The organism is Maridesulfovibrio sp. FT414 (assembly GCF_050916235.1).
Classification (GTDB): domain Bacteria; phylum Desulfobacterota; class Desulfovibrionia; order Desulfovibrionales; family Desulfovibrionaceae; genus Maridesulfovibrio.
In genome coordinates this window covers 2,088,201-2,113,097 of sequence record NZ_CP104854.1, presented here as the reverse complement: position 1 = coordinate 2,113,097, position 24,897 = coordinate 2,088,201, and the positions used below count along the sequence as shown (strand labels likewise).

At 51.6% G+C, this 24,897-nt stretch carries 22 protein-coding genes; 2 read left to right on the top strand and 20 right to left on the bottom strand.

Translation table 11 applies throughout. From position 1 onward, the window contains the following. The 7 genes from gspD to N7E73_RS09330 form a co-directional block, all read right to left on the bottom strand. Complete coding sequence (gene gspD, locus N7E73_RS09360; RefSeq protein ID WP_432738802.1) at window positions 1–2,013, bottom strand: type II secretion system secretin GspD; 2,013 nt, start codon at window positions 2,011–2,013, stop codon at window positions 1–3. A gap of 155 nt (window positions 2,014–2,168) precedes the next feature. Then, window positions 2,169–2,657 (bottom strand): JDVT-CTERM system glutamic-type intramembrane protease MrtJ, encoded by a 489-nt coding sequence (mrtJ, locus tag N7E73_RS09355; RefSeq protein ID WP_432738801.1) that lies wholly within the window; start codon window positions 2,655–2,657, stop codon window positions 2,169–2,171. Between the two features lie 54 nt (window positions 2,658–2,711). After that, the gene (locus N7E73_RS09350; protein WP_432738800.1) at window positions 2,712–3,638 is read right to left on the bottom strand and encodes a Gfo/Idh/MocA family oxidoreductase; all 927 of its coding nucleotides are present in this window, start codon (window positions 3,636–3,638) and stop codon (window positions 2,712–2,714) included. A 94-nt stretch (window positions 3,639–3,732) separates the two neighbouring features. Further along, a complete protein-coding gene (locus tag N7E73_RS09345; RefSeq protein WP_432738799.1) occupies window positions 3,733–4,797 on the bottom strand; it encodes a glycosyltransferase family 9 protein in 1,065 nt (354 codons plus the stop codon). Between the two features lie 143 nt (window positions 4,798–4,940). Continuing rightward, window positions 4,941–5,324, bottom strand: a complete 384-nt coding sequence (locus N7E73_RS09340; RefSeq protein ID WP_432738798.1) for a GtrA family protein — start codon at window positions 5,322–5,324, stop codon at window positions 4,941–4,943. Then, window positions 5,324–6,277, bottom strand: a complete 954-nt coding sequence (locus tag N7E73_RS09335; RefSeq protein WP_432738797.1) for a glycosyltransferase family 2 protein — start codon at window positions 6,275–6,277, stop codon at window positions 5,324–5,326. The genes N7E73_RS09340 and N7E73_RS09335 overlap by 1 nt, the downstream gene beginning before the upstream one ends. Continuing rightward, window positions 6,274–7,797: a hypothetical protein gene (locus N7E73_RS09330; protein WP_432738796.1), complete on the bottom strand. Its 1,524-nt coding sequence runs from the start codon at window positions 7,795–7,797 to the stop codon at window positions 6,274–6,276. The genes N7E73_RS09335 and N7E73_RS09330 overlap by 4 nt, the downstream gene beginning before the upstream one ends. A 220-nt stretch (window positions 7,798–8,017) precedes the next feature. On the opposite strand from N7E73_RS09330, the gene N7E73_RS09325 reads away from it, so the two are divergent. Next, window positions 8,018–8,599, top strand: coding sequence for a hypothetical protein (locus N7E73_RS09325; RefSeq protein WP_432738795.1), 582 nt, complete (start codon window positions 8,018–8,020; stop codon window positions 8,597–8,599). 264 nt (window positions 8,600–8,863) lie between these two features. After that, on the top strand, window positions 8,864–9,838 hold the full coding sequence (locus tag N7E73_RS09320; RefSeq protein WP_432738794.1) for a 3-oxoacyl-ACP synthase III family protein: 975 nt from the start codon (window positions 8,864–8,866) through the stop codon (window positions 9,836–9,838). A 76-nt stretch (window positions 9,839–9,914) separates the two neighbouring features. Here the strand turns inward: N7E73_RS09320 and cysC are convergent, their stop codons facing one another. The 13 genes from cysC to N7E73_RS09255 all read right to left on the bottom strand — a co-directional run bounded on the left by cysC (window position 9,915) and on the right by N7E73_RS09255 (window position 24,588). Then, window positions 9,915–10,517, bottom strand: a complete 603-nt coding sequence (cysC, locus tag N7E73_RS09315) for an adenylyl-sulfate kinase (RefSeq protein WP_432738793.1) — start codon at window positions 10,515–10,517, stop codon at window positions 9,915–9,917. A gap of 5 nt (window positions 10,518–10,522) precedes the next feature. Continuing rightward, entirely contained in the window at window positions 10,523–12,166 is a 1,644-nt protein-coding gene (locus N7E73_RS09310) for a mechanosensitive ion channel family protein (RefSeq protein ID WP_432738792.1), read from the bottom strand. A 119-nt stretch (window positions 12,167–12,285) separates the two neighbouring features. Beyond that, window positions 12,286–13,311, bottom strand: a complete 1,026-nt coding sequence (locus N7E73_RS09305) for an extracellular solute-binding protein (protein WP_432738791.1) — start codon at window positions 13,309–13,311, stop codon at window positions 12,286–12,288. Continuing rightward, window positions 13,308–14,072, bottom strand: coding sequence for a spermidine/putrescine ABC transporter permease PotC (gene potC, locus N7E73_RS09300; RefSeq protein WP_432738790.1), 765 nt, complete (start codon window positions 14,070–14,072; stop codon window positions 13,308–13,310). Before potC ends, N7E73_RS09305 begins: the two co-directional genes overlap by 4 nt. Next, window positions 14,069–14,920: a spermidine/putrescine ABC transporter permease PotB gene (potB, locus tag N7E73_RS09295; protein ID WP_432738789.1), complete on the bottom strand. Its 852-nt coding sequence runs from the start codon at window positions 14,918–14,920 to the stop codon at window positions 14,069–14,071. The genes potC and potB overlap by 4 nt, the downstream gene beginning before the upstream one ends. Then, the gene (gene potA, locus N7E73_RS09290) at window positions 14,898–16,028 is read right to left on the bottom strand and encodes a spermidine/putrescine ABC transporter ATP-binding protein PotA (protein WP_432738787.1); all 1,131 of its coding nucleotides are present in this window, start codon (window positions 16,026–16,028) and stop codon (window positions 14,898–14,900) included. The genes potB and potA overlap by 23 nt, the downstream gene beginning before the upstream one ends. A 447-nt stretch (window positions 16,029–16,475) precedes the next feature. Beyond that, entirely contained in the window at window positions 16,476–17,573 is a 1,098-nt protein-coding gene (gene wecB / locus N7E73_RS09285; RefSeq protein WP_432738785.1) for a non-hydrolyzing UDP-N-acetylglucosamine 2-epimerase, read from the bottom strand. Between the two features lie 32 nt (window positions 17,574–17,605). Then, complete coding sequence (radA, locus tag N7E73_RS09280; RefSeq protein WP_432738784.1) at window positions 17,606–18,928, bottom strand: DNA repair protein RadA; 1,323 nt, start codon at window positions 18,926–18,928, stop codon at window positions 17,606–17,608. Between the two features lie 81 nt (window positions 18,929–19,009). Further along, the gene (locus tag N7E73_RS09275; protein ID WP_432738782.1) at window positions 19,010–20,437 is read right to left on the bottom strand and encodes a DUF3426 domain-containing protein; all 1,428 of its coding nucleotides are present in this window, start codon (window positions 20,435–20,437) and stop codon (window positions 19,010–19,012) included. Between the two features lie 72 nt (window positions 20,438–20,509). Then, a complete protein-coding gene (gene hpt / locus N7E73_RS09270; RefSeq protein WP_432738780.1) occupies window positions 20,510–21,034 on the bottom strand; it encodes a hypoxanthine phosphoribosyltransferase in 525 nt (174 codons plus the stop codon). A 27-nt stretch (window positions 21,035–21,061) separates the two neighbouring features. Then, window positions 21,062–21,520 (bottom strand): N-acetyltransferase, encoded by a 459-nt coding sequence (locus N7E73_RS09265; protein WP_432738779.1) that lies wholly within the window; start codon window positions 21,518–21,520, stop codon window positions 21,062–21,064. A gap of 6 nt (window positions 21,521–21,526) precedes the next feature. Continuing rightward, window positions 21,527–22,012, bottom strand: a complete 486-nt coding sequence (locus tag N7E73_RS09260; protein WP_432738778.1) for a TlpA family protein disulfide reductase — start codon at window positions 22,010–22,012, stop codon at window positions 21,527–21,529. Window positions 22,013–22,167: 155 nt separating this feature from the next. Continuing rightward, a complete protein-coding gene (locus N7E73_RS09255; protein ID WP_432738777.1) occupies window positions 22,168–24,588 on the bottom strand; it encodes a homocysteine S-methyltransferase family protein in 2,421 nt (806 codons plus the stop codon). Window positions 24,589–24,897 lie beyond the last annotated feature (309 nt).

Here is a 24,897-nt window from a genome sequence, read left to right as displayed (position 1 = left end):
CTAGCTGTCAGACATGGTTGATGACACGCTATCGCCTGATTTTGCTGAATCATTTTTAAAAGTGTTAAACTCTTTTTCTATGAAGTCATCAAACCGTTCTCTCTGCTTTCTATACTTATCCATTTTAGCCTGGCTCAAAGCTTCGACCTGCTCTGTCGTCTGAATAATCCTTGCAGAGAGGAAAACCATCAGGGTCTGCTTGTTACCGCTTCGAGAAGTACTCTTAAAAAGCCAGCCCAGTAGAGGAAGATCGGAAAGATACGGAACTCCACTTTCACTTCTGGTCTGGTCCGACTGAATTAATCCACCTATGACCATAGTAGATCCATCAGCCATCAAGACCTTAGTCTTTGTCGTTCTGTCACGGGTGACAGGAAGTTCCAAAGTTCCAGCGCTGGTCGAAACAGTATTGTATGTCTGGTAGACGTCAAGTTTAATCAAACCATCCTCACGGTTGATATGTGGAGTGATCTTGAGTTTTATTCCAACGTCTTTGTAAGAATAGGTGGAAACAACCGAATCTCCGCTGGTTGAACTTTCCCCTGTTTTATAGGGCCTGTTTTCACCAACAAAAATCTCAGACTCGGTATTATCCAGAGTCATCAACTGAGGAGCAGAAATAAGGTTGAAGTCACCTGCAGACTTGGTAAAGTTAACCAACGCTCCAATAGAAGGGAACGTCTGCCCCGCATAAGAAATAGTATCTCCCAGGACCCCCATTGAATACCCACCTGGAACAGAAGACGGATTGCTTGCATAGGCGCTGAGCTTACTGTCGTCCGTTTTGGTATAACCAAGAGTAGCAACACTGCCCCCAAGATCAATCCCGCCCTGCCACTCAACACCGAACTCTTTGGCATTGTTAAGGGTGGTTTCAAGGACAAGGGCCTCAATATAAACCTGGTCCTGCGCCTGATCAATCTCTTCCACAAACTTGTCGATCTGAGGGATCTGGGCAACATCAGCAAGGACTATCAAGGAGTTGGTGCTCTCATCTGCGGAAACCTGAGTATCACCATCGTTCGTAGTTTGTCCTGCTGCTGAAGATGCACCGGCACCATTATCACCGCCCTTATCGCCTGCTCCGGACTTAGTCCCGGAACTTTTCAACGCACCACCAGTAAGGAGGCTTTTCAAAACATCTCCAGCAACTACGGCTTCAATATTATGAAGTCTGTATACTTTAAGTTTTGAGTACGCCTCACTCGCCTTATCCAATCGAGATACAAGCTTTCTTATGGTAACAACCTGTCCCGGGGTCCCGGAAACAAGGATGGCATTGGCCCAGTCAATGGATTCAATGACAGGAGGAGTTCCTATTTTACCCGCAGTGGACATTTTTTTATAAAAGGAATTAAGTTTGGCGGTCACGGTCTTAGAGCTGCTCTCTGCAAGATCAATGGTCACTGTCTCCTGACCCGCTGCAGCCTGGGAAATGATCGCCAGCAACTTCTTCATTCTTTCTGCATTACTTTGGAAGTCCCGTATTAAAACAGAATCAGCCATCGCTACAGGATGAACCTGGCCAACTTTAGACGCAAAAGGCTTAAGCATAGCAGCAGCCTGAGTCGGATCCATTTTGCCCTGCAATTGAAAAACAGACGTGATCAGCTCCTCTCCGTCACCTTTGGTGGGACCGGCCTTTACAACCGGGGCTATTGTAAGTGCATCTCTGTGAGGGAGAATATACGTTACATTTTCGCGAGTTACAGGATAGAAATTCGCCCCGGATAGGACCTCGGTAAAAACAGCCATCAACTCTGGCTCCGACAAGGACTGCCCGGCATATATACTGACCCTGGTATCTGGGAATGCTCCTGCATTAAAGACAATATTTCGTCCAGTATACCGCCCAACAAATTTGATAAAATCCACCAAAGAAATGCTTTCCAGGTTTGCGTGAACGGCATCCCCACCTTCGGGCTGAGCCATCACGCCTGAAGGGATAAGGAAAATGGAAATAAGAATCGCAAAAATAATTTTTCTTGTCTTACTATGCATATGCAGCTTCATAAACTCCACCGGAGGGTTCCGGGTAAGGCAAAGTAATGTCCGGCAAAACCGCTGGCACAATTGATTTCAACAAACGCCATTAAAACAGGCAATCAAATCAGTCTATTCTTCCTATACTTAACAACAGACGTCAAGTTCCCCAAAGCTTACGGAAATTACATAAACTGATAGAACAAACAGACGTTATATGCAAAATGCACTAATGTACCCGGGACAACACTTCTATATCTCTGCCAAATATAACCAAAAGCAAGTGACGGAACCGAGGTCAGCAAAGCCCAGTGCACTGGCTGATGAATCAAGTGCATACAGGCGAAAATAAGCGAGGCAAGAACATTGGCAAGACTAAGCGGCCCCAACCGCCACTGATATTTGAGAAGACGGTCAAAACCTTCCTGCAGCAGGAAGCGGAAAAAAAATTCTTCCATGAAAGCTTTAAAAAAAAGCCAGCCTAAAGAAAGTCTTACATCAGGACTCGGCACATAAAGCCCAACAAAACCAAAAGACAAAAATAAATAAAAAATGGGATCGGTAAAGCTTATAGCTCCCCATTTTATTTGGTACCAAATCCCTTTCAGAATTCGGTTTACGAAATAATCATAAACCATAAAAATCCTGCACTTATAACCAATTAACAGTGCCATTTCGATGAAATCCGGTTATACACATCTGGACAACCGGATTTCACCTTTTTATTTCTAACTTCCGAGAATCAGTTCAATGGTCTTGAGAACCTCAAGGCCATCTTCACCGGTGATGGGCGCAGGGCCACCATTGCGAACAGCATTAATGAACTGAATCAACTCTTCCTTGACCGGCTCGCGGAAAACAAGGGGCCATTCCCTCACGCTGTAGCTCTGATCGTAGGTTGAGAACTCACTGAATTCCCTGACCTCCTGAGAAATAAGGTTGGCGTCAATGAATTTGGTCTTGGCAGCAACCCTGATCTTGCGGGATTTGTACGGAGTAACCCAGTTTGTGTTAATGTTACAGAGGATACCGGATTCGGTCTCTGCGGTAATCAGTGCATTATCTTCATGACCGCCTCTGGTGGAAGTCGTGACAGAATATACGTTCTTGAAATTTGAACCGGAGAGGTAACGAAGAAGGTCGATATCATGAGAAGCGAGGTCCTTGATGACACCTACATCCTGAATACGCGGCGGATAGGGACCAACACGTTCAATCTGGATTGAAATGGGTTCAACGCCGTCACCCATGAGTGATTTAACACGCTGAACTGCAGGGTTGAAGCGTTCAACATGGCCAACCATAAGAGGCACACCGTTTTTGGCTGCCAGATTGACGAGCTCCTCACCTTCAGCAACGGTTGCAGCCAAAGGCTTTTCGATAATCAAAGCAATGTTATTTTCGATAACCTTTTTACCGAAACTGTGATGAAGTGTCGTAGGTACACAAATGCTGACAGCGTCAAGGTCATGTTCCATGAGCTCTTCAACAGTTTGAAAACCCATCACGTCGTACTGCTTCTTTACTTCGTCAAGGGCTTCCTGATTGACATCAACAACCCCGACAACTTCAACAAAGGGCATCTCATAATAATTTCTGAGATGTACACGGCCCATCCAACCGAGGCCGACAACACCAACTCTTAACGTTTTCATATTATATTTACCTTCTTTTTACTGTTTGATTCAGCAAAAACAACCAGCTGCGACAGCTACCTGAAAGCAGGGCAGCTTGGTTGACTACTTATATTCACAGAGCAGCCTTAACAGAAGGGCTGTCCTGAATTTTCTCCAAAACCCGCTTCAAAACATCTTCAGGCATCAGCTGTACCAGACAGGCAAGATCACCTCGGGTACAGCTCTCACTACCGCAGGGCTGGCAATCAAGATCAGGAACCACCTCTACGTGCTCCGGAGACGGGAAGGTCCAGGCACTGCTGGAAGATCCCGGTATGGTCACGGTCGGTGTGCCCACGCCCACGGCAAAATGCCTGGGAGCGGAACAATGCCCGATGTGCAGCTCGGCTCTTTCTATAAGCGCAGCCATAAGCCGCAGGGACCCAGGCTTATCAAGCATCACACATTTATCGCCCAGCCCCGAAATATCTTTAACCTCGACAGCAACATCCTTCTCTCCCGGGCCGTAGATAAGAAAAAAACGGAACTCCGGCCTCTGCTCAGATACAAGGCGGAGCAGCCTGCCCATATGGGCGGCCGGCCAGCGGCGGGTATGCCTCCTGTGCGAAGGATCAACCGTAATCAGCGGATCTACGGGGCCAACGCCCAGAGACTTCAGGCAGGCTCCGGCCTGTTTCCGTTCCTGTTCGCTGACGAAAATTTCCGGACGCTCTCCGTCCCATTCGATACCGAGCGGCTTCAGAACCCCGGCCTTATACTTGGCCGCGTACCCACCGGGAATAAATTCCGGCCAATTGGTATAAAGCAGCCGGTTGTACCACGGCGGATTGTAGGTAAGCCTCACCGGGGCATTGCAGAACATCATGACCCAGCGGCAGCGTGGCAACTGCTGAAAATCAACCACGAGATCGTACCCGGCCCTTCCGACACTGCGATAAAACGACAGGGCCTTTAAAGGATTGCGCAGTTCCTTCTTGACGATACGCCAGACATGGCTGATAGCCGGGTTATTATCAAAGACCTGAGCACACTTGTCCTCGGTAAGCACGTGAATTTCTGCTTCGGGATACTTCCTGTGCAGCAGAGCTACCGAGGGAGTGGAAAGAACAACGTCCCCGATCTGCCTGAGCTGGCAGACCAGAATCCGTTTCGGGTTGATCGAGGTTATATCCTTCACTATATCTTAATGCTCGCTTTTACTTCTCAGGATCTGCAGGACCTGAAACAGGTGTGGCCCTGAAGTCGGGCAAATAAGCATACCCGGGCCTTAAAGTCCAGAAACGACTTCATCAGTAAAAAGATTCGACCTGTCTCAGAACCTCATCGAAATACATAACATGCCGACATAATATAATTTGCCACCATTGCTGAAGCTGAACCGGCAATAAGCGGAAGAATAAGCGGAACTGCGGGCCAAACCAGAAGCACTGCAGCGTAGGCACCGTAGTTGATCAGGCTCCCCACTGCATTTGATATGGCGAACCTGTACCAGCCGCTCCACGGAGCCCGCCCCTCCTTTCTGAAGGTGAACCCGTGATGAAAACGATAGCAGACCGTCAGGGCGATAAGAATGGCCGGAATGCGGGCAGCAAGGGAATCCATACCGAGCAGAACCAGCCCGTAAGTAATCCCTGAATCAATGACAAATCCAAGTCCCCCGATGCAACAGAAGCGCAGGAACCGGTTGTTAAGCAACCCGTTCATCAGGATTGCTTGCCTTCCCTGCACTGAGAACTGCACACTCCCGGAGAGGAAAAATGAAGGTACTCAAGTCTGCGCATCTCCATATGCCCCCGGCTGACGCTGTTCAGAATGATACCGATGGCAAAGGAAATGCATGAAATGATGCCAACGGAGGCAGCCAGCAGAGCTGTGGGCAGCTTGGGAACAAGCCCGGTCTGCAGCCACTCCACCACAACGGGCAATCCCAGAGACAGGGAAAGAAAAGCGAGTACAGCCGCTATACCGCTATAGAATTTGAATGGAGAAATATGCCTGAAGAGATGAATCATGGTCAGCAGGATGCGCATGCCGTCACGATAGGTATTGAGCTTGCTGTGGCTGCCCTCGGGTCTCTTGCTGTAGGTCGTGACCATTTCAGCAACCGGCAGACGCGCACTGATGGAATGGATGCTCATCTCCATCTCTATCTCAAACCCGCGACTGAGACAGGGAAAAGTCTTTACAAAACGCCGGGAAAAAGTCCGGTAACCGGAAAAGATGTCAGTAAAGGTCTTCTCAAAAACCACTCCGAGAAATTTATTGAACACGGCATTCCCGGCCTGATGACCTGCCCGGTAGGCCCGGTCATCGTTCTCATGGTCCCTGATACCAACCACCATATCGAGATTTTCATCCCGCAGCTTTCCGATCATGGCTGGTGCCGCTGAAGCATCATAGGTATCATCCCCATCAACAAGGACGTAGATGTCGGCCTCGACATCAGCAAACATCCGGCGCACAACGTTACCCTTTCCGCGTCTGGGCTCCGATGAAACGAAGGCCCCGGCTGCGCGGGCAACTTCAATGGTCCGGTCCGTCGATCCGTTGTCGTAGACGTAAATGTCAGCTCCCGGCAACTGGGCGGCAAAATCGCTAACAACTTTGGGGATGGCCTCTTCTTCGTTAAGGCAGGGAATCAGGACCGCTATTTTCATTTATTTTCACCTCTGATGATCTCACGGGAAAGGGAATCTGCCGGAACAATGATCAGCTCATGATCCTTGCGGCTGAAATCGGAAACAGCCACTCGGGATGCTCCTGTAAGGGAGCTGCGATCTCCCATAAAAATATAATAATATCCGTTGATGGACTCGGGCTTGAAATCCTTGTCGGTCGGTTTGCCGAAAAGCATTATCTGCATTCTGCGCCCGTTCTTGAGCATCTTCTCATCCTCATTGATCTTGAGGCGCCCCTTTTTTTCCATACCAAGCAGGTCAAACACCACCTTCTCAGCAACGTTGGGAGTCCAGGCGTTAAAACGCATAAGTACCGGAAGATGCTCTTCACTCACAATTCGGGCGTTGTTCAAGTCATTCCGGAGCCGAAGCAGGGTATTCTGCGTCGGAATTTCCTTGAGGCTGAACGCCGCAAAGGCGATAATAAGTGCCCATCTGACAGCATCGGCCGCCCTGGGGGATTCGGCCCTCCAGCGTTCCAGACCCAACAGCATAATCATGACCATATAGGGAACCGCTGCGGTCAGATACCTGCTCCCAACCGGCGCAGCAAGCTTCAAAGGGGACAGGCTCGATACCATATAGATATTGAAAAAGAGTCCGCCCAGGAAGAGTATGGCGAGACACTTTTCGTTCCCGCTGCCTCTTCTCAACAGCCAGACAGAAATTCCCAGAGCGGCAAGAACCACCGGAAGCAACCCTCTGAACTTGATCAGCTTTGTAAAATTTAGGAAATACTGGACCGGGCTGACCAGCAGTTCATCCTGAGCAACGTGCGAACCGGTGATTATACCCACTCTGCCCAATGCGTTACCGGTATCATGCCAGAAGTACAGCCATTCAATACCGATGACAACGGCAAAAAAAACGGAAAATATCAGAACCGGACGAACCTGCCTCCTGTCGAACACAAGCAGGGCCAGAATACCGGGACTGTAATAAATTGCAGTCAGCCGTGAGGCCCAGGCACATGCAGCGAGTATCCCGCCGAGCGCAAGCAGCCACCAGCCGCCCTTTCTGCGCCAGACGAGCAGACAGAGCACGCAGCCAAGGAGATAGGTCATCTCGTACAGGCCCGGCCAGAGCTGGCTGCCCATGGTCGTCATTTTCGGATAAAGGACCACCAGCACGGATGTGCAGACCGCAAACCCGCGGCTGCCCAGTTCCTTGCCTGCAAAGTAAGCCAGCATAGCCGACAACGCTGAAAACAAAACAGGCAGAATGTAGTAATTAAGTGATGAGGTGCCGAACAGCTCAAGAACCAGCGACAGGGGCATGTTTATCGCCCAGCGCATGGTATGATGGTTCCACTCGAAATAATGTCCGTAGTTAACCAGATTGACCACATTCTCCCACACGCAAAGGGAGTCTCCGCCAATTTCAATATATTCCAAGGTGACGACCCGCACCAGAACGGCAAACAGAACAAGGCAGATCACAGGAATCAGATCAGATTGCCTGCCGGAAAAAACTTCACTGTTCGGAGAACGGTTCACCATGTATTTTTAATCCTGATAAGAAGAAATTGGGTATGCAACGGGCCAAAGATGATACAGCAAGTAAACTACCCCATGCCTGCGGTCAAGAAGCAGTCCCCCTGTTCGCTCATGATCCTTACCGACCAAAGCCTTTCCAAATAACTTTGACAATAAGAGTGCTAATAAACTATCTTGAAAAGCATTGTATACCAGTTAGTAATACCATAACCGGGAGAACTTCATGAAAAAGACTGTTCTGTTTGCAATCCTGATGCTTTGCGCGATCATGGTACCCTTTACAGCAATGGCCGAAGAGACAACACTGCGGGACACAGCTCTTGACCTCAGCTACACCCCGATCAAAATCGATCTCCCGGACTGCCGGACAAAGATTGCAGTGGTTAAATTCACTGAATCCGAGCCCATTACCGATGTCGGACAGAGTTCCGTCTTCCGCTTTGTTCCATCGGTGGATATCGGGACGTGGATGGGCCAGTCTGTTTTCAGCCAGCTCAAAGCTCAGGGCTACGATGTTGAGTATTTTGAGACCATGGATGATGCCGGAGACATGTTCATCATCACCGGCATAGCAAACAAAGTATACATCTACCGCCCCGGACAGCTGGAAATGAGATTCAAGGTTCAGTATGACGGGATGGTCAGCAAGGACAATAAACTTCTGTTTGCCAAAAATTATTCCGCAAAACAGGAAAAAAACATGTCCAATACAGGGGACAACGCAGGAAAGCTTATGGCCGGACTGCATGACACGTTCAGCATATTCCTGCCTGCAGCCATAAACACAATCAATGAAAACAAATAATTGCAACACTAATTATTCTTACGTTCAAGGCCCGAATCTGGAGAAACAGAATTCGGGCCTTATTCATACATCAAAGAAGGTATGTGATTATATTTTTAGGAGCTTGCACTGACAGCAAAATGAAGCTATGAGTTCCCTCCGAGACTGCTTGGGGATTCAATACTTCTCAGGATGCAACGCACCCATTTACCCGCCTCCGGTTACTGACGAGACTTGCCCCTTTTTATTCCTACGGGACAATACTGCAACATACTTCCATGACCCATGAATAACTTTATCAGCACTATTAACTACTACCTGCCGGAACGTACCGTGGATTGTCACACGCTGGATGACACCAAACCGCACTGGCATGTACAGAACTCCCTGCCCAAAACCGGAGTCCGTTATCTGCACCATGCAGATGAAGATGAAACAACACTGCAACTGGCCTACAAATCGGCAGTTCAAGCTCTTGAAGGCCTTGCTGAGAACGAACTGCCCGACACCCTGATCGTCTGCACCCAGACACCGGATCAACTTCTTCCCCATATTTCCGCATGCCTGCAGCATGAACTCGGACTGCCCTCTTCCACCAAGTGCTTTGACATCAGTCTGGGATGCAGCGGGTACTGTTACGGTCTGTCCATCGCTTACGGATACATGGCTGCCGGCATAGCTGAGCGGGTACTTCTCGTAACCGTCGACAACTATTCAAAAATCATCGATCCGGACAACAAGACATCCTACATCATTTTTTCCGACGGATCAGCCGCAACTATTCTCGACAAACCCGACACGCCGCCGGTTTTCCTCATGGGCACGGACGGAAGCCGCTGTCGCTCCATCCAATGCAACAATTCCGGCATTGGCCCTGTCACCGGCAGAAGCCGTGAAACAGCAATTGCCCCACCGGACTTCCAGATGGACGGCTACAGCGTATACCAGTTCACCATGAAGACCATTCCGGGAGAAATCAGGAAGCTGGCCCTTAAGGCCGGAACTCCCATGGACGAAATCGATCAGTTCATTTTCCATCAGGCCAGCCGCAAGGTACTGGATACACTTGGAAATAAGTTAAGCATCCCCGAAGACAAACTCATCATCGACCTTTATGAGGTGGGCAACACAACTTCCTCGACCATCCCCATCGCCCTCAAGCGTGCTGAAGAAAACGGCAGCATACAGCGGGGAGACAAAATCATGCTCTTCGGCTTCGGGATAGGTCTAAGCTGGTCCGGCACAGTTATAACCTACTAATCATATTCCATAAAAAACCCGTCCCTTCTTTCCTGAAGGGACGGGATAAAAAAAACGAATCCTGCTTCATACCCGCTCAGAGCCTTACTTTTTCAAGTATAAAACCAAAGACCTTATCAATTGATTCCTCAAGCGTTTCCACATCCGTATCAACAAGGAGATCCGGGTTGTCCGGAGCCTCATATGGAGCCGATATTCCGGTATAATTCTTAATTTTACCTTCTCTGGCCAGCTTGTAGTAACCCTTGACGTCACGTGCCTCGCAAACGGAGAGAGGACAGGTTACGAAGATTTCATAGAAGTCGTCATCACCGATTATTTCCCTTGCCATCTCACGGTCAGACATCAGCGGGGAAATAAACGCGCACATGCAGATGGTACTGTTTTCAGCAAAAAGTTTGGAGACCTCGGCAATACGCCGTATATTCTCGGTGCGTGCCGCCGGGGAAAAACTCAGGTCACTGCACAGTCCGTGGCGGACATTATCCCCATCAAAAACATAGGACCGCATTCCGGCATCATGCAGCCTTTTCTCCACCCCGTGCGCTATTGTCGACTTCCCGGAACCTGACAACCCGGTAAACCATAAGACCGCAGACCTGTGTCCGCAGAATTCCTCCCGGTCACGGCGGGAGACCTCTCCCCTGAACCTTGTCAGATGCTTCTGCTCTTCACTCATCAGCCCTAGCCCTCCACCTTGTGAATATAAACATCGCGCTGGGGAAACGGCATGACAATTCCTTCTTCATTAAAACGACGGTAAATGGTCTTGTTCAGCTCATGAATGAGCCGGCCACGGTCATGGGGGCGTATTGCCCAGCAGAGCAGCTCAAACTCAAGTGCCGAGTCCCCGAATGCGCGGAAACGGACCCGAGGTTCGGGAAAATCTACCGCCATGGGATTGGCAGCGGCAATCTCAACAAGAATCTTCTCCAGCTTGTCAATGTCAGTCCCATATGCCACCCCGATCTTTATTCTGACCCTGAAAGACGGAGTCGGCATACTCTGGTTTACAACCTTGCCGTTAGTGATGACAGAGTTGGGGATGGTGATCATTACATCGTCGCGGGTCTGCAGCCTGGTGCTGCGCATACCCACCGCCTTGACTTCGCCCCTTTCTCCGGTACTGAGAACAATGTAGTCCCCGGCCCTGAACGGGCGGTCGAGGAAAATGGACACCCCGCCGAAAAAGTTGGCCAAAGTCTCACGGGCTGCAAGAGCAACCGCCACACCGGCAATACCGGCAGATGCGAAGATCGCAGTAACCGGAATACCGAAATAACCGCCGACCTGATAAAACAAAGCAAAAACAAGGCTGAATGTCACCAACCGGCAGATCAGCTTGATGACATCAGCATCAAGTGCTTCCTCCTTGATCTTGGAGGATGCGATGATCCCGCGCATGATGATGTCACCGGCCACGATAATAGCCAGTCCTGCAGATACTGAAAAACATACTCCCAGAAAAACCGTCAGATAGGCCAGCACATTGCCGGTTATTTTAATCTGACCTACAGCCAGATACTTGACCATCACGCAGAACAACATGCCGCCCAGCGGCAGAACAAGACGTCCCGGATGCAGCCCCTTTCGCGGAGAACGATTGCGCCTCCTGTGCCACAGCCAGACCATCCAGAGAACAGCCGCACAGAACATGAGCACAATGAACAGCCCCAGCCATTGCCAGACAGCCTGTCCGTAGTAACCGTGAAGCATCCAGTCGGGGAGCTTTTTCAAAAAGCCATCAGGAATCATCCACCCGGAAGAATATATGTACTGCTCATAGAAACCGGTATAATTCTCACCCTTATCGCCGCGGTAAGGCATAGCCTTTACCTCAAGATAAAAACCTTCAAGCCGCTCCACAGTATCGGGGGTAAACAGATAGGAGCCCATTCGCGGCCCCTCTGCAACGCGGGCGATGGTGATCTCGGTATGGGGAATCCGCCATTTCTGGAGATTCTGCTCTTTGATCTCATACTTGTCCGGCACATCCTCAAGCAGCGGAAGCTCGATCCGGTCCAGAATCTCACGCAACCGCAACACCGATTCAATGCTTACACTGCGTTGCAGAGTGGGTGGGACCTCGCTCAGGTCAAAACAGTGCTCAGCCCGCTGCAGGTACTCCTTAGCCAGCACCAGGTCCTCTTTTGCAGCTGTGGCTGCAGCATAAAGCTCATCAGTATAGTAGATAAAACTGGACAACGTCGCCCGGGGGCTTGAGGTATCCGGCGGTTCAAGCGGGAAAATAGTTGAAGCCCCGGCTGGGGAGGAGAGCAGCAGGAGCAGAATAAAAACCGATAGAATATTTCTTATATATGAATTCATCTTTACACCCCGTATTGGAATGAAAGGACCTTAGCATAACTGTGCGGCATCATGCCATTAGCTTTTCACACAAGAAAAAGCCGCCCCGATCATGAACCGGAGCGGCTTAACCTTGCAACCTAGTCGGCTGTTTTCAGCTTGAGCCAGTATTTTTCATAGATGGGAGTAGCTTCACCCAGTCCGACCTCGAACTCCCCGCGGGCAAGAATATCATCGCTGGGATAGGAGATCATGCTGTTACGGGTTTCTTCAGGCAGCAGCTTCACAGCCTCGGCATTGGGGGAAGAATAGCCCATTTCCCGGGCAATCTTGGCCGCAACATCCGGACGCAGAATAAAGTTTATGAACTTGTAGGCCTCATCAACATTGTTGGCCCCGCGCGGAATGGACAGATGGTCCATCCACAGGCTGTATCCTTCAGTGGGATACACGTACTGGATAGCCGGGTTTTCCTGATTGGCAACGTATGCTTCTCCGTTCCAGAGCTGTCCGACCATGGCCTCATTGCTGAGCATGGCCTGCTTGGGGGAGTCGGAATCAAATACCTTTACGGACGGCAGAAGCTTCTGGAGAAATTCATATGCTTTCTGGATGTGCTCGGGATTCTGATCGTTCACGGAAAAACCGTTGGCTTTAAGCGCAATGGCGAACACGCCGCGCAGGTCGTTGAGCAGAAGAATGCGGCCTTTGAGTTCCGGATTAAGCAGATCCTTGATGGACTTGACCTTTTCAAGAGGAACGAACTGGGTATTAACTGCAATACCGGAAGAACCCCAGAAATAAGGTACGCTGTATTTGTTACCCTTATCGAAACTCTGGTCCACGAAACGCTTGTCGAGATTCTTGAAGTTGGGAAGCTTGGACTTATCCAGTGGGAGAAGCAGCCCTTCAGCACTCATGCGTACAACAAAATCAGTCGATGGAACAACGATGTCGTAATCGTGATCCGCAACCATCTTGATCTTGGTGTACATGGCCTCGTTACTGTCATAGGTCACTTCCTTGACCTGAATACCGGTCTCCTTGGTGAACTGTTCCAGCACTTCCCGGGGCATGTACTCCGACCAGTTGTACAGAATCAGATCTCCGGCCAGAGCGGTGGAAGAAAAGGCGACCATAAGCAGGGTAAAAATCAGTTTCTTCATTTTTTCTCCTTGATCAGCAGTTGTGAAATGGACACCAGCACAAGGGTGACCACAATCATGACTGCACATAAAGCGTTTACTTCCGGTTTAACCCCGAGTCGCACCATGGAGTAGATTCTCAGAGGCAGAATCTCGAACGTGGGCCCGGTGGTGAAAAAGCTGACGATGACGTCATCCATGGACAAGGTAAAACTCAAAAGCCAGCCGGACAGGACCGAAGGCCATGCCAGCGGAACAATGATATGCCTGAAGGTTTCATAATCCCCGGCGCCAAGATCCTTGGCGACCTCTATCAGGTGCGGATCAAGACCCTTCAAGCGTGCTGCCACAGTTACCACCACAAAGGGCACTGAAAAGGTCACATGTGCCAGCAGCAGGGTCCAGAAGCCCAAAGGAACCGAAAGTGCCACAAATAGTATCAGCAGGGAGATACCCATGACAATGTCAGGGGCCATCATAACCACATACAGGGCCCCCTGCATCACCTTGCGGCCGGGAAAGCGGTACTTGGTTATCAGCACCGCCGCCACTGTCCCTATCAGAGTCGCCACTGTAGCTGAAACAGAGGCCAGCATCAGGGAATTCAGTGCGGTCTCGACCAGCCGGTCATTACCGGATAGACGGAAATACCAGTCGAAGGTGAAGCCCTTCCAATTCATTGAATACTTGGAAGAGTTGAAGGAATAGACCACCATTACCGCCAGAGGCAGGTAGAGAAAGAAAAAAACCATGAAGGCGTAAATTCGGTTCAGCTTCTTCATTTACGCCTCCTTACCCTTTTCGACCGGCTGAGCGACTGCACCACAAACATGGTGCCCATAAGTACGGTAAGAAAGACACTCGCGGCCGCGCCCACAGGCCACTCGCGGGTGACCAGGAACTGATCGCGAATAAAGTTACCGATAAGAGCCTGCTTTGAACCACCCATAATATCAGGTATATAGAACATACCCAAAGCAGGGAGGAACACAAGCATACATCCGGAGATTATACCCGGCATGGTCATCGGCAAGGCAACCTTGAAAAACACACGCACCGGTCCGGCCCCAAGATCACGGCCTGCTTCCAGAAGTCTCAGGTCCAGCTTGACGATTGAGGAGTACAGCGGAAGGACCATGAACGGCAGCAGGGTATAGCTGAGCCCCAGCAGAACCGCCCCCTGAGTGTAAAGCATCTGGACCGGCATTGTGATCAGGCCCATGCCCATGAGTAACTTATTGATCAGCCCGTTGGCATTGATCAGGGCCACCAGAGCATAGGTGCGCACCAGAGAGTTGGTCCAGAACGGAATAATGACCAGCAGAAGAAACAGGGGCCGCCAGCGCTTGGAAAGGCGGGCCAGAAACCAGGCAAAAGGGTATCCGGTCAGCAGGCAGATGACGGTAGTCTGGGCTGCAAGGCTGAAAGAACGCTGGAAAATCTTGAGGACAGCCGGGTCCAAAAGTTCGCGGTAGTTCTCGAAAGTGAAGGGAAGGGACGCGAAATTATCTGTATCGACGGTAAGGAAAGATACGCCCAGCACCAGAATATTGGGAACGACCACCAGCAGGAACAGCCAGACCCAAATGGATGATGAGGCAAAGACCTTAGAGTTCACTCTGTTCTTCATGGGGCAGCACCACCTCCCATCCTTCAATCCAGCTTACAGCCAGCTCGTCTCCGGGACGAAAGGAAACGCTTTCCGCGTCTTCATTGAAAAATTCGGTTGCCAGCACGGTACTGCCGTTTTCAAGCTCCACCACAACATCGTAGGTAGTGCCCTTGTAAACAGTCTCGACCACATGCCCCTTGAAAACAGGTCGTCCTTCGGCTGCTTCATACTCTTCATAAAGTTCAAGCAGCAGGTCCTCGGGACGCAGCAGTACCCGCACCGCCTCTCCAGGAACATATTCCCGGTTGCTGATCAGGAAGCAGTTTCTGCCGCCCATTTCAGCTTCAACCCTGAAGCCTGCACCCAGCGGGGAACAGGAAATCACCGACGCGTCAAAGAGATTGGTTTCACCTACAAACCCGGCAACGAACAGGTTTTCCGGCTCTTCATAAACCTGGCGGGGGCTGCCAACCTGCTCTACCCGACCGTGGTTCATGACCACCACCCGGTCGGACATGGTAAAGGCCTCTTCCTGATCGTGTGTGACCAGAACAAAGGTGATGCCGGTGTCCTGCTGCAGATGCTTTATATCCATCTGCATCTGCTTGCGCAGACGGCGGTCGAGGGCGGAAAAGGATTCATCAAGCAGCAGCACCAAAGGCTTATTGACCAGTGCACGGGCTATGGCCACACGCTGCTGCTGGCCGCCGGAAAGCTCATGGGGTTTGCGCTTTACAAAGCGCCCCATCTCGACAAGAGCCAGGGCTTCTTCAACCCGGCTGCGGATTTCATCCGCCGGAACCTTCTGCATTTTCAGGCCGAAGGCAACGTTGTCGAACACGTTCATGTGCGGGAAAAGTGCGTAACTCTGGAAAACGGTATTAACAGCCCGCTTTTCAGGCGGGAGCCCGTTAACAACTGCACCGCCTATGCTGACAGTGCCGGAGTCCGGCGTTTCAAATCCGCCGATAATTCTGAGAATGGTGGTCTTTCCGCATCCGGAAGGACCGAGAATGGTCAGGAACTCCTTGTCCCTGATGGAGATATCGACATTGCTCAGAGCCACGTCCCCGTCAAAGGACTTGCTGACCCCCCGCAATTCGACGAGAGTTTTCCGCTGTTCCATGACAGCCCCCCATGTAATAAGACTGCGCGGGAATACTCCCGCAGCCGAAAGGAAAAACGGGGCCACCCGGATTTTCCCTGTAAATTTCGACACAGCTACATCATGCCGTGCCAAAACCCAACACCGGACGATCAAAACCGTCCGTAACAGTCCCGTTCCCGCAAAACCGGGAACAGACACAAGGGACCCGGCTGAATCACCACAGGAAACAGCAGGCCCGAAGCAGCCGGCTGAACGGCTGCAGCTCTGTAAACAGAAAAAAGAAGGATCAGTGTAAATCTAACTAAGCTGTCTACAAAAGAAAAAACTACTAGCCGCTGACTCCGCCCAATGCAACCTAAAACTTACACATGAAGGCAATCGCACACTAATCACTTGTCTCCACATCTTCCAGATTTGAAGTGATTTGAACTAGAATTATATAACGCTTGATGTGCTTGGCTCCAGCTACCCCAGATAGTCTACCAGCACCTTCCAGATGCGTTCGGCTGCATGGCCGTCCCAGCCTTCAATCTTCGGTGCCGGGCGTCCGGTCTTTTCAAGAGCAAACCCGACTTCGCGCAGGATGTTTTCCCCGGAAACACCGGCCAGCACGTTCGTACCCTTCTCAACTGTCACGGGACGCTCGGTGTTCTCCCGCACGGTCACACACGGAACCCCAAGGGCGGTTGTTTCTTCCTGCAGTCCCCCGCTGTCGGTAATGACCACCTGTGCGTCCTTCCAGAGATACAAGGATTCGCGGAAAGATAACGGCGGAAAGGTATGCACATTCTCGGAGAAGGCAATTCCGAACTGGGCCATCATTTTTTCGGTACGCGGGTGGATGGGAAAAAGCAGGGGCAGATCCTCGGCAATCCTGTTCAAGGCCGAGACAATCCCGTCAAGAACTTCGCGGTTATCCACGTTGGAAGGCCGGTGCAGGGTCATGAATCCGTAACGCCCGATCCCTTCCTTGAGTTCCCGGCAGGGATAACCCTCAACCACATCAGGCCCCAGCCTGTCCACATTATGGAACAGGTTGTCGATCATCACGTTGCCCACATGAAAAATATCTTCGGCCCTTTTGCCTTCGCGCAGCAGATTCTCACGCCCGTGATTCTCTGTTGTAAAAAAGAGGTTGCTGATGGAATCTGTAACCATGCGGTTGATCTCTTCGGGCATGTCCATATCGCCGCTGCGGAGTCCGGCTTCGACATGGGCGACAGGGATGTGCAGCTTGCGGGCCGTAACAGAGCAGGCCAGCGTGGAGTTTACATCCCCTACCACGACAACCAGATCAGGTCGTTCTTCCATACACATCCGCTCGAAGGCGACCATAATCGCCCCGGTCTGCTCCGCATGAGTGCCGGTAGACTTGCCCATATTGAATCTGGGGGCCGGAATATCGAGGTCCTCAAAGAAAACCTGCGACATCTGCCGATCATAGTGCTGCCCGGTATAGACCATTTCACACTGGATGGAATCAAAGTTGCGTGAAGCGCGATAAATGGGAGCAACCTTCATAAGATTAGGCCGCGCTCCCGCTACGAGAAAAACTTTCTTCATTGTAAGATGCCTCCGGAGACAACCATGCCCTTCTAACTGCCGGGCCCGAAAAGTTTATGCTGCAATTCCTCAAGCGTGCGGCAGGTTTCGGACTGGTAGATCGGTCCATATCCGAGCCTTTTCGCTTGTTTCATGCGGGTTTCCCCGCCGGATGCAGGCCTGATGCGCCCGTTAAGATCCACTTCGCCCCAGAAGACTGCACCGGGCTGCAATGGACGGTCATAAAAAGAAGACAGAACCGATGCCACCACTCCCAGATCAAGCCCGGGATCGCGCATTGCCAATCCGCCGCCGATCTTGGCATAAATATCCAGCTGACCCAAGTTCAAATTGAGTCGTTTTTCCAGCACGGCCAGAACAAGATTCAGCCTGTTGGTATCGAATCCGAGAGCAGTCCGGCGCGGAATGGAAAGAACTGTCCGGCTGGCAAGGGCCTGAACTTCAACGGCAAAGGGCTTGTGTCCATCCATGGCCATGACTACCGCTGCCCCGGAACAGGAATCGTCCCGGTCTCCGAGGAACAGGGTGGACGGGTCTTCGACAATCTCCATCCCCGTCTCGCACATGGAAAAGACCACCAGCTCGTCACTGGGCCCGAACCTGTTCTTGAGCACCCGCATGATACGCATCATGTGCTTGCGATCCCCTTCAAGGTAGAGAACCGTATCGACCATGTGCTCCAGCAGCTTGGGTCCGGCAATCTGTCCGTCCTTGGTTACATGCCCCACGATGACCAGCGTAGTGCGGGTCTTCTTGGCAGCTTCCACGAGTTCGGATGAAACAGCACGGACCTGACTTACGCTCCCGGGTATGCCCTCCGCTCGCGGTGAAGAAAGGGTCTGCACGGAATCGATGATCATGAGATCCGGCTTTTCCGGTGCTTCCAGCAGGGCAAGAGCCTCTTCCGCACTGGTGGAGGCGACCGCCCGCAACCCGGAATGCAGAAGCCCGAGCCGGTCGGCACGTCCGCGGATCTGGGCCAGCGACTCTTCTCCTGAAAAATATACGGCCTGATTGCCCATGCGGGCCTGCTCGGCTGCAAGCTGGAGAAGCAGGGTGGATTTTCCGATACCCGGTTCGCCGCCGAGGAGGACTGCCCCTCCGGGGACAAAGCCTTTTCCGAGAACATGGTCGAGAGCGATGAATCCGGTGGAACGCGCCTCGGTATGCTCAACCGGAATATCCGACAGCAGTACAGCCTGCGCGGAAGTCAGGGTGTGGGCCACCCCGCCGTTCCTGCGGACAACAACCTTCTCCTGCAGGGTATTCCACTCCCCGCAGCGGGGGCACTGCCCCTGCCACTTTAGGGCCTGCGCCCCGCAGCCGGAACAGATAAACACATCTCTAGTCTTCAAAACCTACTCCGGTATATTTCATAAGAAAAGCCGAGCAGACTGCCCGGCTTTCCATAAATACTCTTCGCTAGAAAACCGTCCCTACTTCTTGGGCGGATTCTTGGCCTCGACAACGTTGATGACATACTCTTTTACTGCCGGGGAGGGCTTGAAGAACACTACCATGAAAGGAGTGTCCATGCCCGGTTTGAGCAGCGTATTGTTGGAAAGTATGCCCACTTTGGAGGCCAGCCCGGCTTCGATTTCCTCTTTGGACTGAACTTCGAGCTGGAACAGGGAAAGGGTGTTTCCGCACATGAGCCTCTGGGAATCGAGAACCTGCCCCTTGTCATCAAAAAGCTGGGCTTCAACTTCAATCAGTTCCTTGGGGGAATTGAAGTTGTTCACTACCTTGCCTTCAATAATGAAGAGTTGCCCGGCCTTGTCATTGTTGACATAGAACTGGCGCAGATCCTTGAAGGAGAACTTGCTGAAGCGCTTGGAGGGCGGTTCGTTCTGATCGCTGGTTCCGGCATCGTCGGAAGTAACAAACGGGATGGAAAACGGCAGGGACTCCCAAACCTTGAAGTACCACGCAGCCCCGGCACCACCTCCGAAAAGCAGCAACAGAACGATGGTAATGATCAGGCCCTTGCCTTTTTTCTTATCCTTTTTGGAGGAAGGAAGGGAATCCAGATTATCGTCAAGGTCAAATCCGACGACATCGTCTTCGTCAAATGCGTCTATTTCGCCATCGTCAAGGGCAAGGCCGTCATCTTCAGTGAAATTCTCGTCCTCAACTTCCTCATCCTTTACATAACCGGCGTCAGCGGTGTCTTCCTCAACTTCCTCTTCATCGCCAAAGAGTTCATCTTCGGAAAAGTTTTCGGTTTCACCGTCGTCGCCGAAGAGGTCATCGTCGTCAAAAAGTCCGTCGTCATCTGCCGCAACGCCTGCAGAGTCAGTGTCCGCACCGACTTCCTGCTCATCGTCATCGCCGAACAGTTCGTCGTCGATGTCAAAATCCTCTTCGGGAGTTCCAGCAGATGGTTCGGTCGCGAAGTCTTCATCGTCAAAAAGATCCGCGCCGATCTCGGCATCCTTGGAATTGTCGGCCGACCCGAACAGGTCGTCTTCAAATTCTTCAGAGGAACCCTGTCCGGAAGCACTTTCCGTATCACCGAACAGGTCATCGTCAAATTCGTTACTCAACTCGTCAGCAGCCTGACCGAAAATATCGTCATCAAGGGAGGAATCGTCTTCCTCTTCTTCCGGTTCCGGTTCCGGTTCCGGTTCAGGCTCAGGAACAGGCTTGGGCTGCGGCTTGGGTTTCGGTGCAGGCGCGGTCTGTTCCTCTGGAGCCTGCTCATCCTGAAGCAAAGAAGCGACTTCGTCTTCAGGTTCCTGAGCGGGAGGTGTTACCTTGAAAATATTGCCGCACTTGGAACACTTTACCTTTGCTCCACCTGCGGGAATCTTACTCTCGGGTAAATTGAACTTGGTCTCACATTTAGAACATGTAATAATCATGGACCGCTCTACCTGCCATTGAATAGGTTAAACACACGGAATATATAAATTTGTCTCTATAACGTATTAGAACTAGGCATTTTCCAGTTCATACACTGCACTTAAATACCTGTATTTTTCAGCATAGTCCATTCCGTAACCTACCAGAAAGCCGTTATCAACCACAAAACCGGGAAATTCCACTTCAAGGTCAATTTCGCGGCGCTCCCGCTTATCGATCAGGGCACAGGTCTTCACCGACAGGGGGTTGCGTTTTGAAAAAACATGCTTGAGGAATTCAACAGAATGTCCGGTATCAACAATATCCTCGACAATGAGCACGTGCTTGTCGGCAATGGATACTTCCAGGTCTTTGGAAAAATTCATATTTCCGGTCCTGCTGGTGCCGCTGCCGTAGCTGGACAGACGCACGAAGTCTATCTCTGTATCGGAACTGAGAGCACGGGTGATGTCTGCGAAAAAGAGGTATGCACCCTTGAGAACACAGACGCAGATGAGCGGCTCCTGTCCGTAGGTTTCGGAAATCTCCTTACCGAGTTCCTTGATTCTTTCATCTATTATTTCTTTGGAAAAGACTTCTTTCAGGCGGTGTGCCATGTTAGTTTTCCTTTTTATTTTTTATGTTTATAGTTTTATGATCATGGGTATTTCGTCACAGTCCGGGAACAGGGGGCAGTTAATGCAGTCCGCCCATATTTTCTGGGGCAGAATGTTCTTGTCGGTTTCCGTGAATCCCATCTTTGCAAAAAATTTATCAATATTGGTCAGAGCGAACACCTCGCGGACGCCCAGTTCCCGGGCCTCCTGAATGCAGGCATTCACCAGATCCACTCCCAGTCCAGTTCCCCTTGCTTCGGGAACAACAACCAGAGACCGGACTTCTGCCAGATAATCCCAGCTTATGGCAAGTGCACAGCAGCCGACAAGTTGGCCGTCATCTGATTCGGCGACATAAAAATCGCGCAGATGGCTGAAAATGGAATTCAGAGGGCGGGGCAGAACCATAGCGTCCTTGGTCCGCTCCTTGATGATGAGATGAATCGCCTTGGCATCTTTCATCACCGCTTTTCTAATCTTGACCATCTGTTCTTACCGGTCCTTCAACAATTTAGTTATGTAATTAGAAAACATTGCGCCTGGATAGCTGCCTTCCTTGTCAAAGACCCGCTTACCCTGAGGATCATAAAGCATGGTCCGGGGGATGGACTTGATCCTGAAATAGCTGCCAACATCTTCCGCGGCAAAATAAACAGGGTAGTTAAAATCCGCGCCATTCTTCAGAAAAGAATCAACTGCACTTATATCAGCATCGACAGAAACACCGATCATCACCAGCTCATCTTCAGGGAACTGCTTACGCAGTTCGACAAGCTCCGGAATCTCGGCGCGGCAGGGAGGACACCATGTGGCCCAGAAATTGACCAGTACGACCTTTCCCTTGTTACTGCTGATAATGTCCTGAACAGCCTGAGCATTCAAAGTCTCGACGCTCTCGGCGGTTTCGGCCTTGTTGCATCCGGCGACAAGAAGGATGAACAGGATTAAAACCACGCTTATTTTACTGATAAATTTCATTTTTACCCCAATGTTGGACAGATGAACCTCAATAACTGCCTAATGCACTACCAGATTCCACAGAATATTTCAAAATTGAAAGAGGACCGCCGGAGCACCAAAAAAAACACCGCCGCCGGATTTCTCCTGCGGCGGTGCATAGTTCATTTCCTGAATTACTGCAAAAGCTCTTTTGCAACCTTCACAGCCGCAACCGCATCGGTAGACCAGCCGTCAGCGCCGATGGAGTCACAGAATCCACCGGTAATAACCGCTCCGCCGATCATGACCTTAATGTCCAGCCCGCGTTCCCTGATCATTTTTATGGTATCTTCCATGCGCACCATAGTGGTGGTCATCAGGGCGGAAAGTCCTATGATCTTGGCTCCATGCTCCACTGCCGAGTCAACAATGGTCTGAGCGGGAACATCCTTGCCCAGATCGACGACATTGTACCCGTGGTTGCGCAACATGAGGCAGACGATATTCTTACCGATGTCATGAATATCGCCTTCTACGGTGGCCATTACTATAGTGTCCTTCTCCTCTGCTCCGCCCGCAGCTTCAAGAAGGGGCTTGAGCCTGACGAACCCTTTCTGCAGGGTCTCGGCGGACTGCAGCAGCTGAGGCAGGAAGTATTCCTTGCGCTCGTACTTCTCGCCGACTTCCATGATCGCCGGGATGAGCTCGCCGTTGACCAGCTCGAAAGGATCGCGCCCGCCTGCAAGGTCACGCTCGATAAGCGGAACAATGGCACCTCGGTCCCCCTTGACGACTGCATCGAAAAGATTCTCCGCTCCGGACTTGTCCTTTGCCTTGATCTCACCGGTACCGGCGGCACTTCCGCCGTTTCCGGCAGGGGTCCAGTCCGCATATTTATCGATGTACTGCTCGGCCTGAGGATCGCGGGCCAGCAGCACTTCCGCGGAATAAAGGGCTTCGCGCAGCCTTACGGAGTTGGGGTTGGCGATGAATGCACACAGCCCCTGTCCCTGACAGAGAGTCAGGAAGGTGGAGTTGAGCAGTTCCCGCGCGGGAAGGCCGAAAGAGATATTGGAAAGCCCAAGCACGGTGGGCAGGTTCCACTCTTCGCGGCAATGGCGGATGAAATCCAGACAGTGACGGGCCGCAGTAGGCTTGGAAGACACGGTCAGGGCCAGAGCATCAACCATGATCAGCCTGCGGGGAATACCCAGTTCATCAGCCTGCCTGAGCAGGTCGGAGACAACCTGCACCTTCTCCTCGCAGGTGAAGGGCAGCTTGCTGCCTATGATGGGCAGCAGGATGAAAGGCGCGCCGAACTTCTTGCACAGGGGGCCGAGACGCTCCATACGTCCGGGCTCTCCGCTGATGGAGTTGACCAGCGCGGAACCTGGATATTCCCAGAGGGCGGCCTCAACCGCATCCGGGTTGGTGGAGTCGATACTCAGCGGAGCAGGATGCTGGGCGAAAATTTCCCGTGTCAGGGCCGGAAGGATCTCAACCTCGTCCACCATGGGCGCACCCACGTTGACATCAAGGATTGGAGCCCCGGCAGCGAGCTGCTCGGAGGCAAACTTCATGGCCTCGGTGAACTGACCTTTCTGCAGTTCAGCAATAAGCACCTTCTTCCCGGTAGGGTTGATGCGCTCACCGATGATCGCACCGCGCTGTTCGAAACCGATGGCAACGGAGCGGGAACGGGAAGTCAGAACCATCTGGCAGTCGTCGGAAGGAACAGGACGCTGCCACGCAGCTTCACCCACGGCATTGCGCAATGCCCGGATATGGTCAGGCCCGGTTCCGCAGCAGCCGCCGATGAATTTGGCGCCCACTTCAAGGAAGCGGCGGGACTGCTCGGCAAAGGGCTCCGGCTTCAAGCGGAACACGGTGTTGCGGTTCTCGTCCAGCTCGGGCAGTCCGGCATTGGCCTCCACCAGCAGGGGGGAGGAAAGACGGGGCTGCATGTTCTTGAGAACTTCGAAAATCTGTTCCGGACCGGCGCTGCAGTTGGTGCCCATGAGCTCAACGCCCATGTTCTGCATGGTGTCGATGAAAGTGAGCGGAGAAGTCCCGGTCAGGCAGGCCGAAGGAGACTCGAAGGTCATGGAGATGGCAACGGGCAGGTCACAGACCTCACGGACGGCAATGACCACGGCACGGGCTTCGGCCAGATCGAAATGGGTTTCCCCTATAATGAGGTCAACTCCACCTTCAACCAGCCCCTGAATCTGTTCCTTGAAAATTGCGACCATTTCTTTGAAAGTCATCTCGCCCAGAGGACGCACGAAATGTCCGGTAGGACCGACACTACCGGCAACGAAACGGTTATCACCGGCAACCGAACGGGCAATGCGGGCCATTTCGCGGTTGAGGCCGACGACATCAACGTCCGGCCCCAGCTTGGGGCGGCTTCCGCCGAAGGTGTTGGTGGTAAGGACATCGGCCCCGGCATCAACATAATCCTGATGCACGGACTTGATTACCTCGGGGCGTTCCAGGCCGAAAACCTCGGGGGACATTCCTGCGGGCAACCCCCTGCTCTGCAGGAAGGTTCCGTACCCGCCGTCAAAGAAATATACCCGTCCATCACTCAAGGCTTTGCGAAAATCTGGCATGATAAACTGCTCCGGAAATGTTATGAATGAAAATACCAGCTAAAACGCTGATTGATCCTGTAACTTTTTAATGAAAGATGGCCCATATGCCTCCGACGGACCTGCGGGTCTTTTACGGGAAGCGCTCCGTACATCTGTCTGACGGATTTGTCCGGGAACCAACAGGGAAGCAATCACTTTTCGATGTTACTGCGGCACTCGGTTTCCAGCGGGACAGGAACCTGAACACGGTTCATAAGGGGTATTACGGAGCGATCGAGCATGGAGGGTATGGTGCGTTTAAACGCTTCTACTTAAAAACATTGAAAA

Excerpts from the sequence above, each read along its gene's own strand:
- gspD (WP_432738802.1), bottom strand. The coding sequence starts at position 2,013 with ATGAAGCTGCATATGCATAGTAAGACAAGAAAAATTATTTTTGCGATT.
- mrtJ (WP_432738801.1), bottom strand. The coding sequence starts at position 2,657 with ATGGCACTGTTAATTGGTTATAAGTGCAGGATTTTTATGGTTTATGAT.
- N7E73_RS09350 (WP_432738800.1), bottom strand. The coding sequence starts at position 3,638 with ATGAAAACGTTAAGAGTTGGTGTTGTCGGCCTCGGTTGGATGGGCCGT.
- N7E73_RS09340 (WP_432738798.1), bottom strand. The coding sequence starts at position 5,324 with ATGAACGGGTTGCTTAACAACCGGTTCCTGCGCTTCTGTTGCATCGGG.
- N7E73_RS09335 (WP_432738797.1), bottom strand. The coding sequence starts at position 6,277 with ATGAAAATAGCGGTCCTGATTCCCTGCCTTAACGAAGAAGAGGCCATC.
- N7E73_RS09330 (WP_432738796.1), bottom strand. The coding sequence starts at position 7,797 with ATGGTGAACCGTTCTCCGAACAGTGAAGTTTTTTCCGGCAGGCAATCT.
- N7E73_RS09325 (WP_432738795.1), top strand. The coding sequence starts at position 8,018 with ATGAAAAAGACTGTTCTGTTTGCAATCCTGATGCTTTGCGCGATCATG.
- N7E73_RS09320 (WP_432738794.1), top strand. The coding sequence starts at position 8,864 with ATGAATAACTTTATCAGCACTATTAACTACTACCTGCCGGAACGTACC.
- cysC (WP_432738793.1), bottom strand. The coding sequence starts at position 10,517 with ATGAGTGAAGAGCAGAAGCATCTGACAAGGTTCAGGGGAGAGGTCTCC.
- N7E73_RS09310 (WP_432738792.1), bottom strand. The coding sequence starts at position 12,166 with ATGAATTCATATATAAGAAATATTCTATCGGTTTTTATTCTGCTCCTG.
- N7E73_RS09305 (WP_432738791.1), bottom strand. The coding sequence starts at position 13,311 with ATGAAGAAACTGATTTTTACCCTGCTTATGGTCGCCTTTTCTTCCACC.
- potC (WP_432738790.1), bottom strand. The coding sequence starts at position 14,072 with ATGAAGAAGCTGAACCGAATTTACGCCTTCATGGTTTTTTTCTTTCTC.
- potB (WP_432738789.1), bottom strand. The coding sequence starts at position 14,920 with ATGAAGAACAGAGTGAACTCTAAGGTCTTTGCCTCATCATCCATTTGG.
- potA (WP_432738787.1), bottom strand. The coding sequence starts at position 16,028 with ATGGAACAGCGGAAAACTCTCGTCGAATTGCGGGGGGTCAGCAAGTCC.
- wecB (WP_432738785.1), bottom strand. The coding sequence starts at position 17,573 with ATGAAGAAAGTTTTTCTCGTAGCGGGAGCGCGGCCTAATCTTATGAAG.
- N7E73_RS09275 (WP_432738782.1), bottom strand. The coding sequence starts at position 20,437 with ATGATTATTACATGTTCTAAATGTGAGACCAAGTTCAATTTACCCGAG.
- hpt (WP_432738780.1), bottom strand. The coding sequence starts at position 21,034 with ATGGCACACCGCCTGAAAGAAGTCTTTTCCAAAGAAATAATAGATGAA.
- N7E73_RS09265 (WP_432738779.1), bottom strand. The coding sequence starts at position 21,520 with ATGGTCAAGATTAGAAAAGCGGTGATGAAAGATGCCAAGGCGATTCAT.
- N7E73_RS09260 (WP_432738778.1), bottom strand. The coding sequence starts at position 22,012 with ATGAAATTTATCAGTAAAATAAGCGTGGTTTTAATCCTGTTCATCCTT.
- N7E73_RS09255 (WP_432738777.1), bottom strand. The coding sequence starts at position 24,588 with ATGCCAGATTTTCGCAAAGCCTTGAGTGATGGACGGGTATATTTCTTT.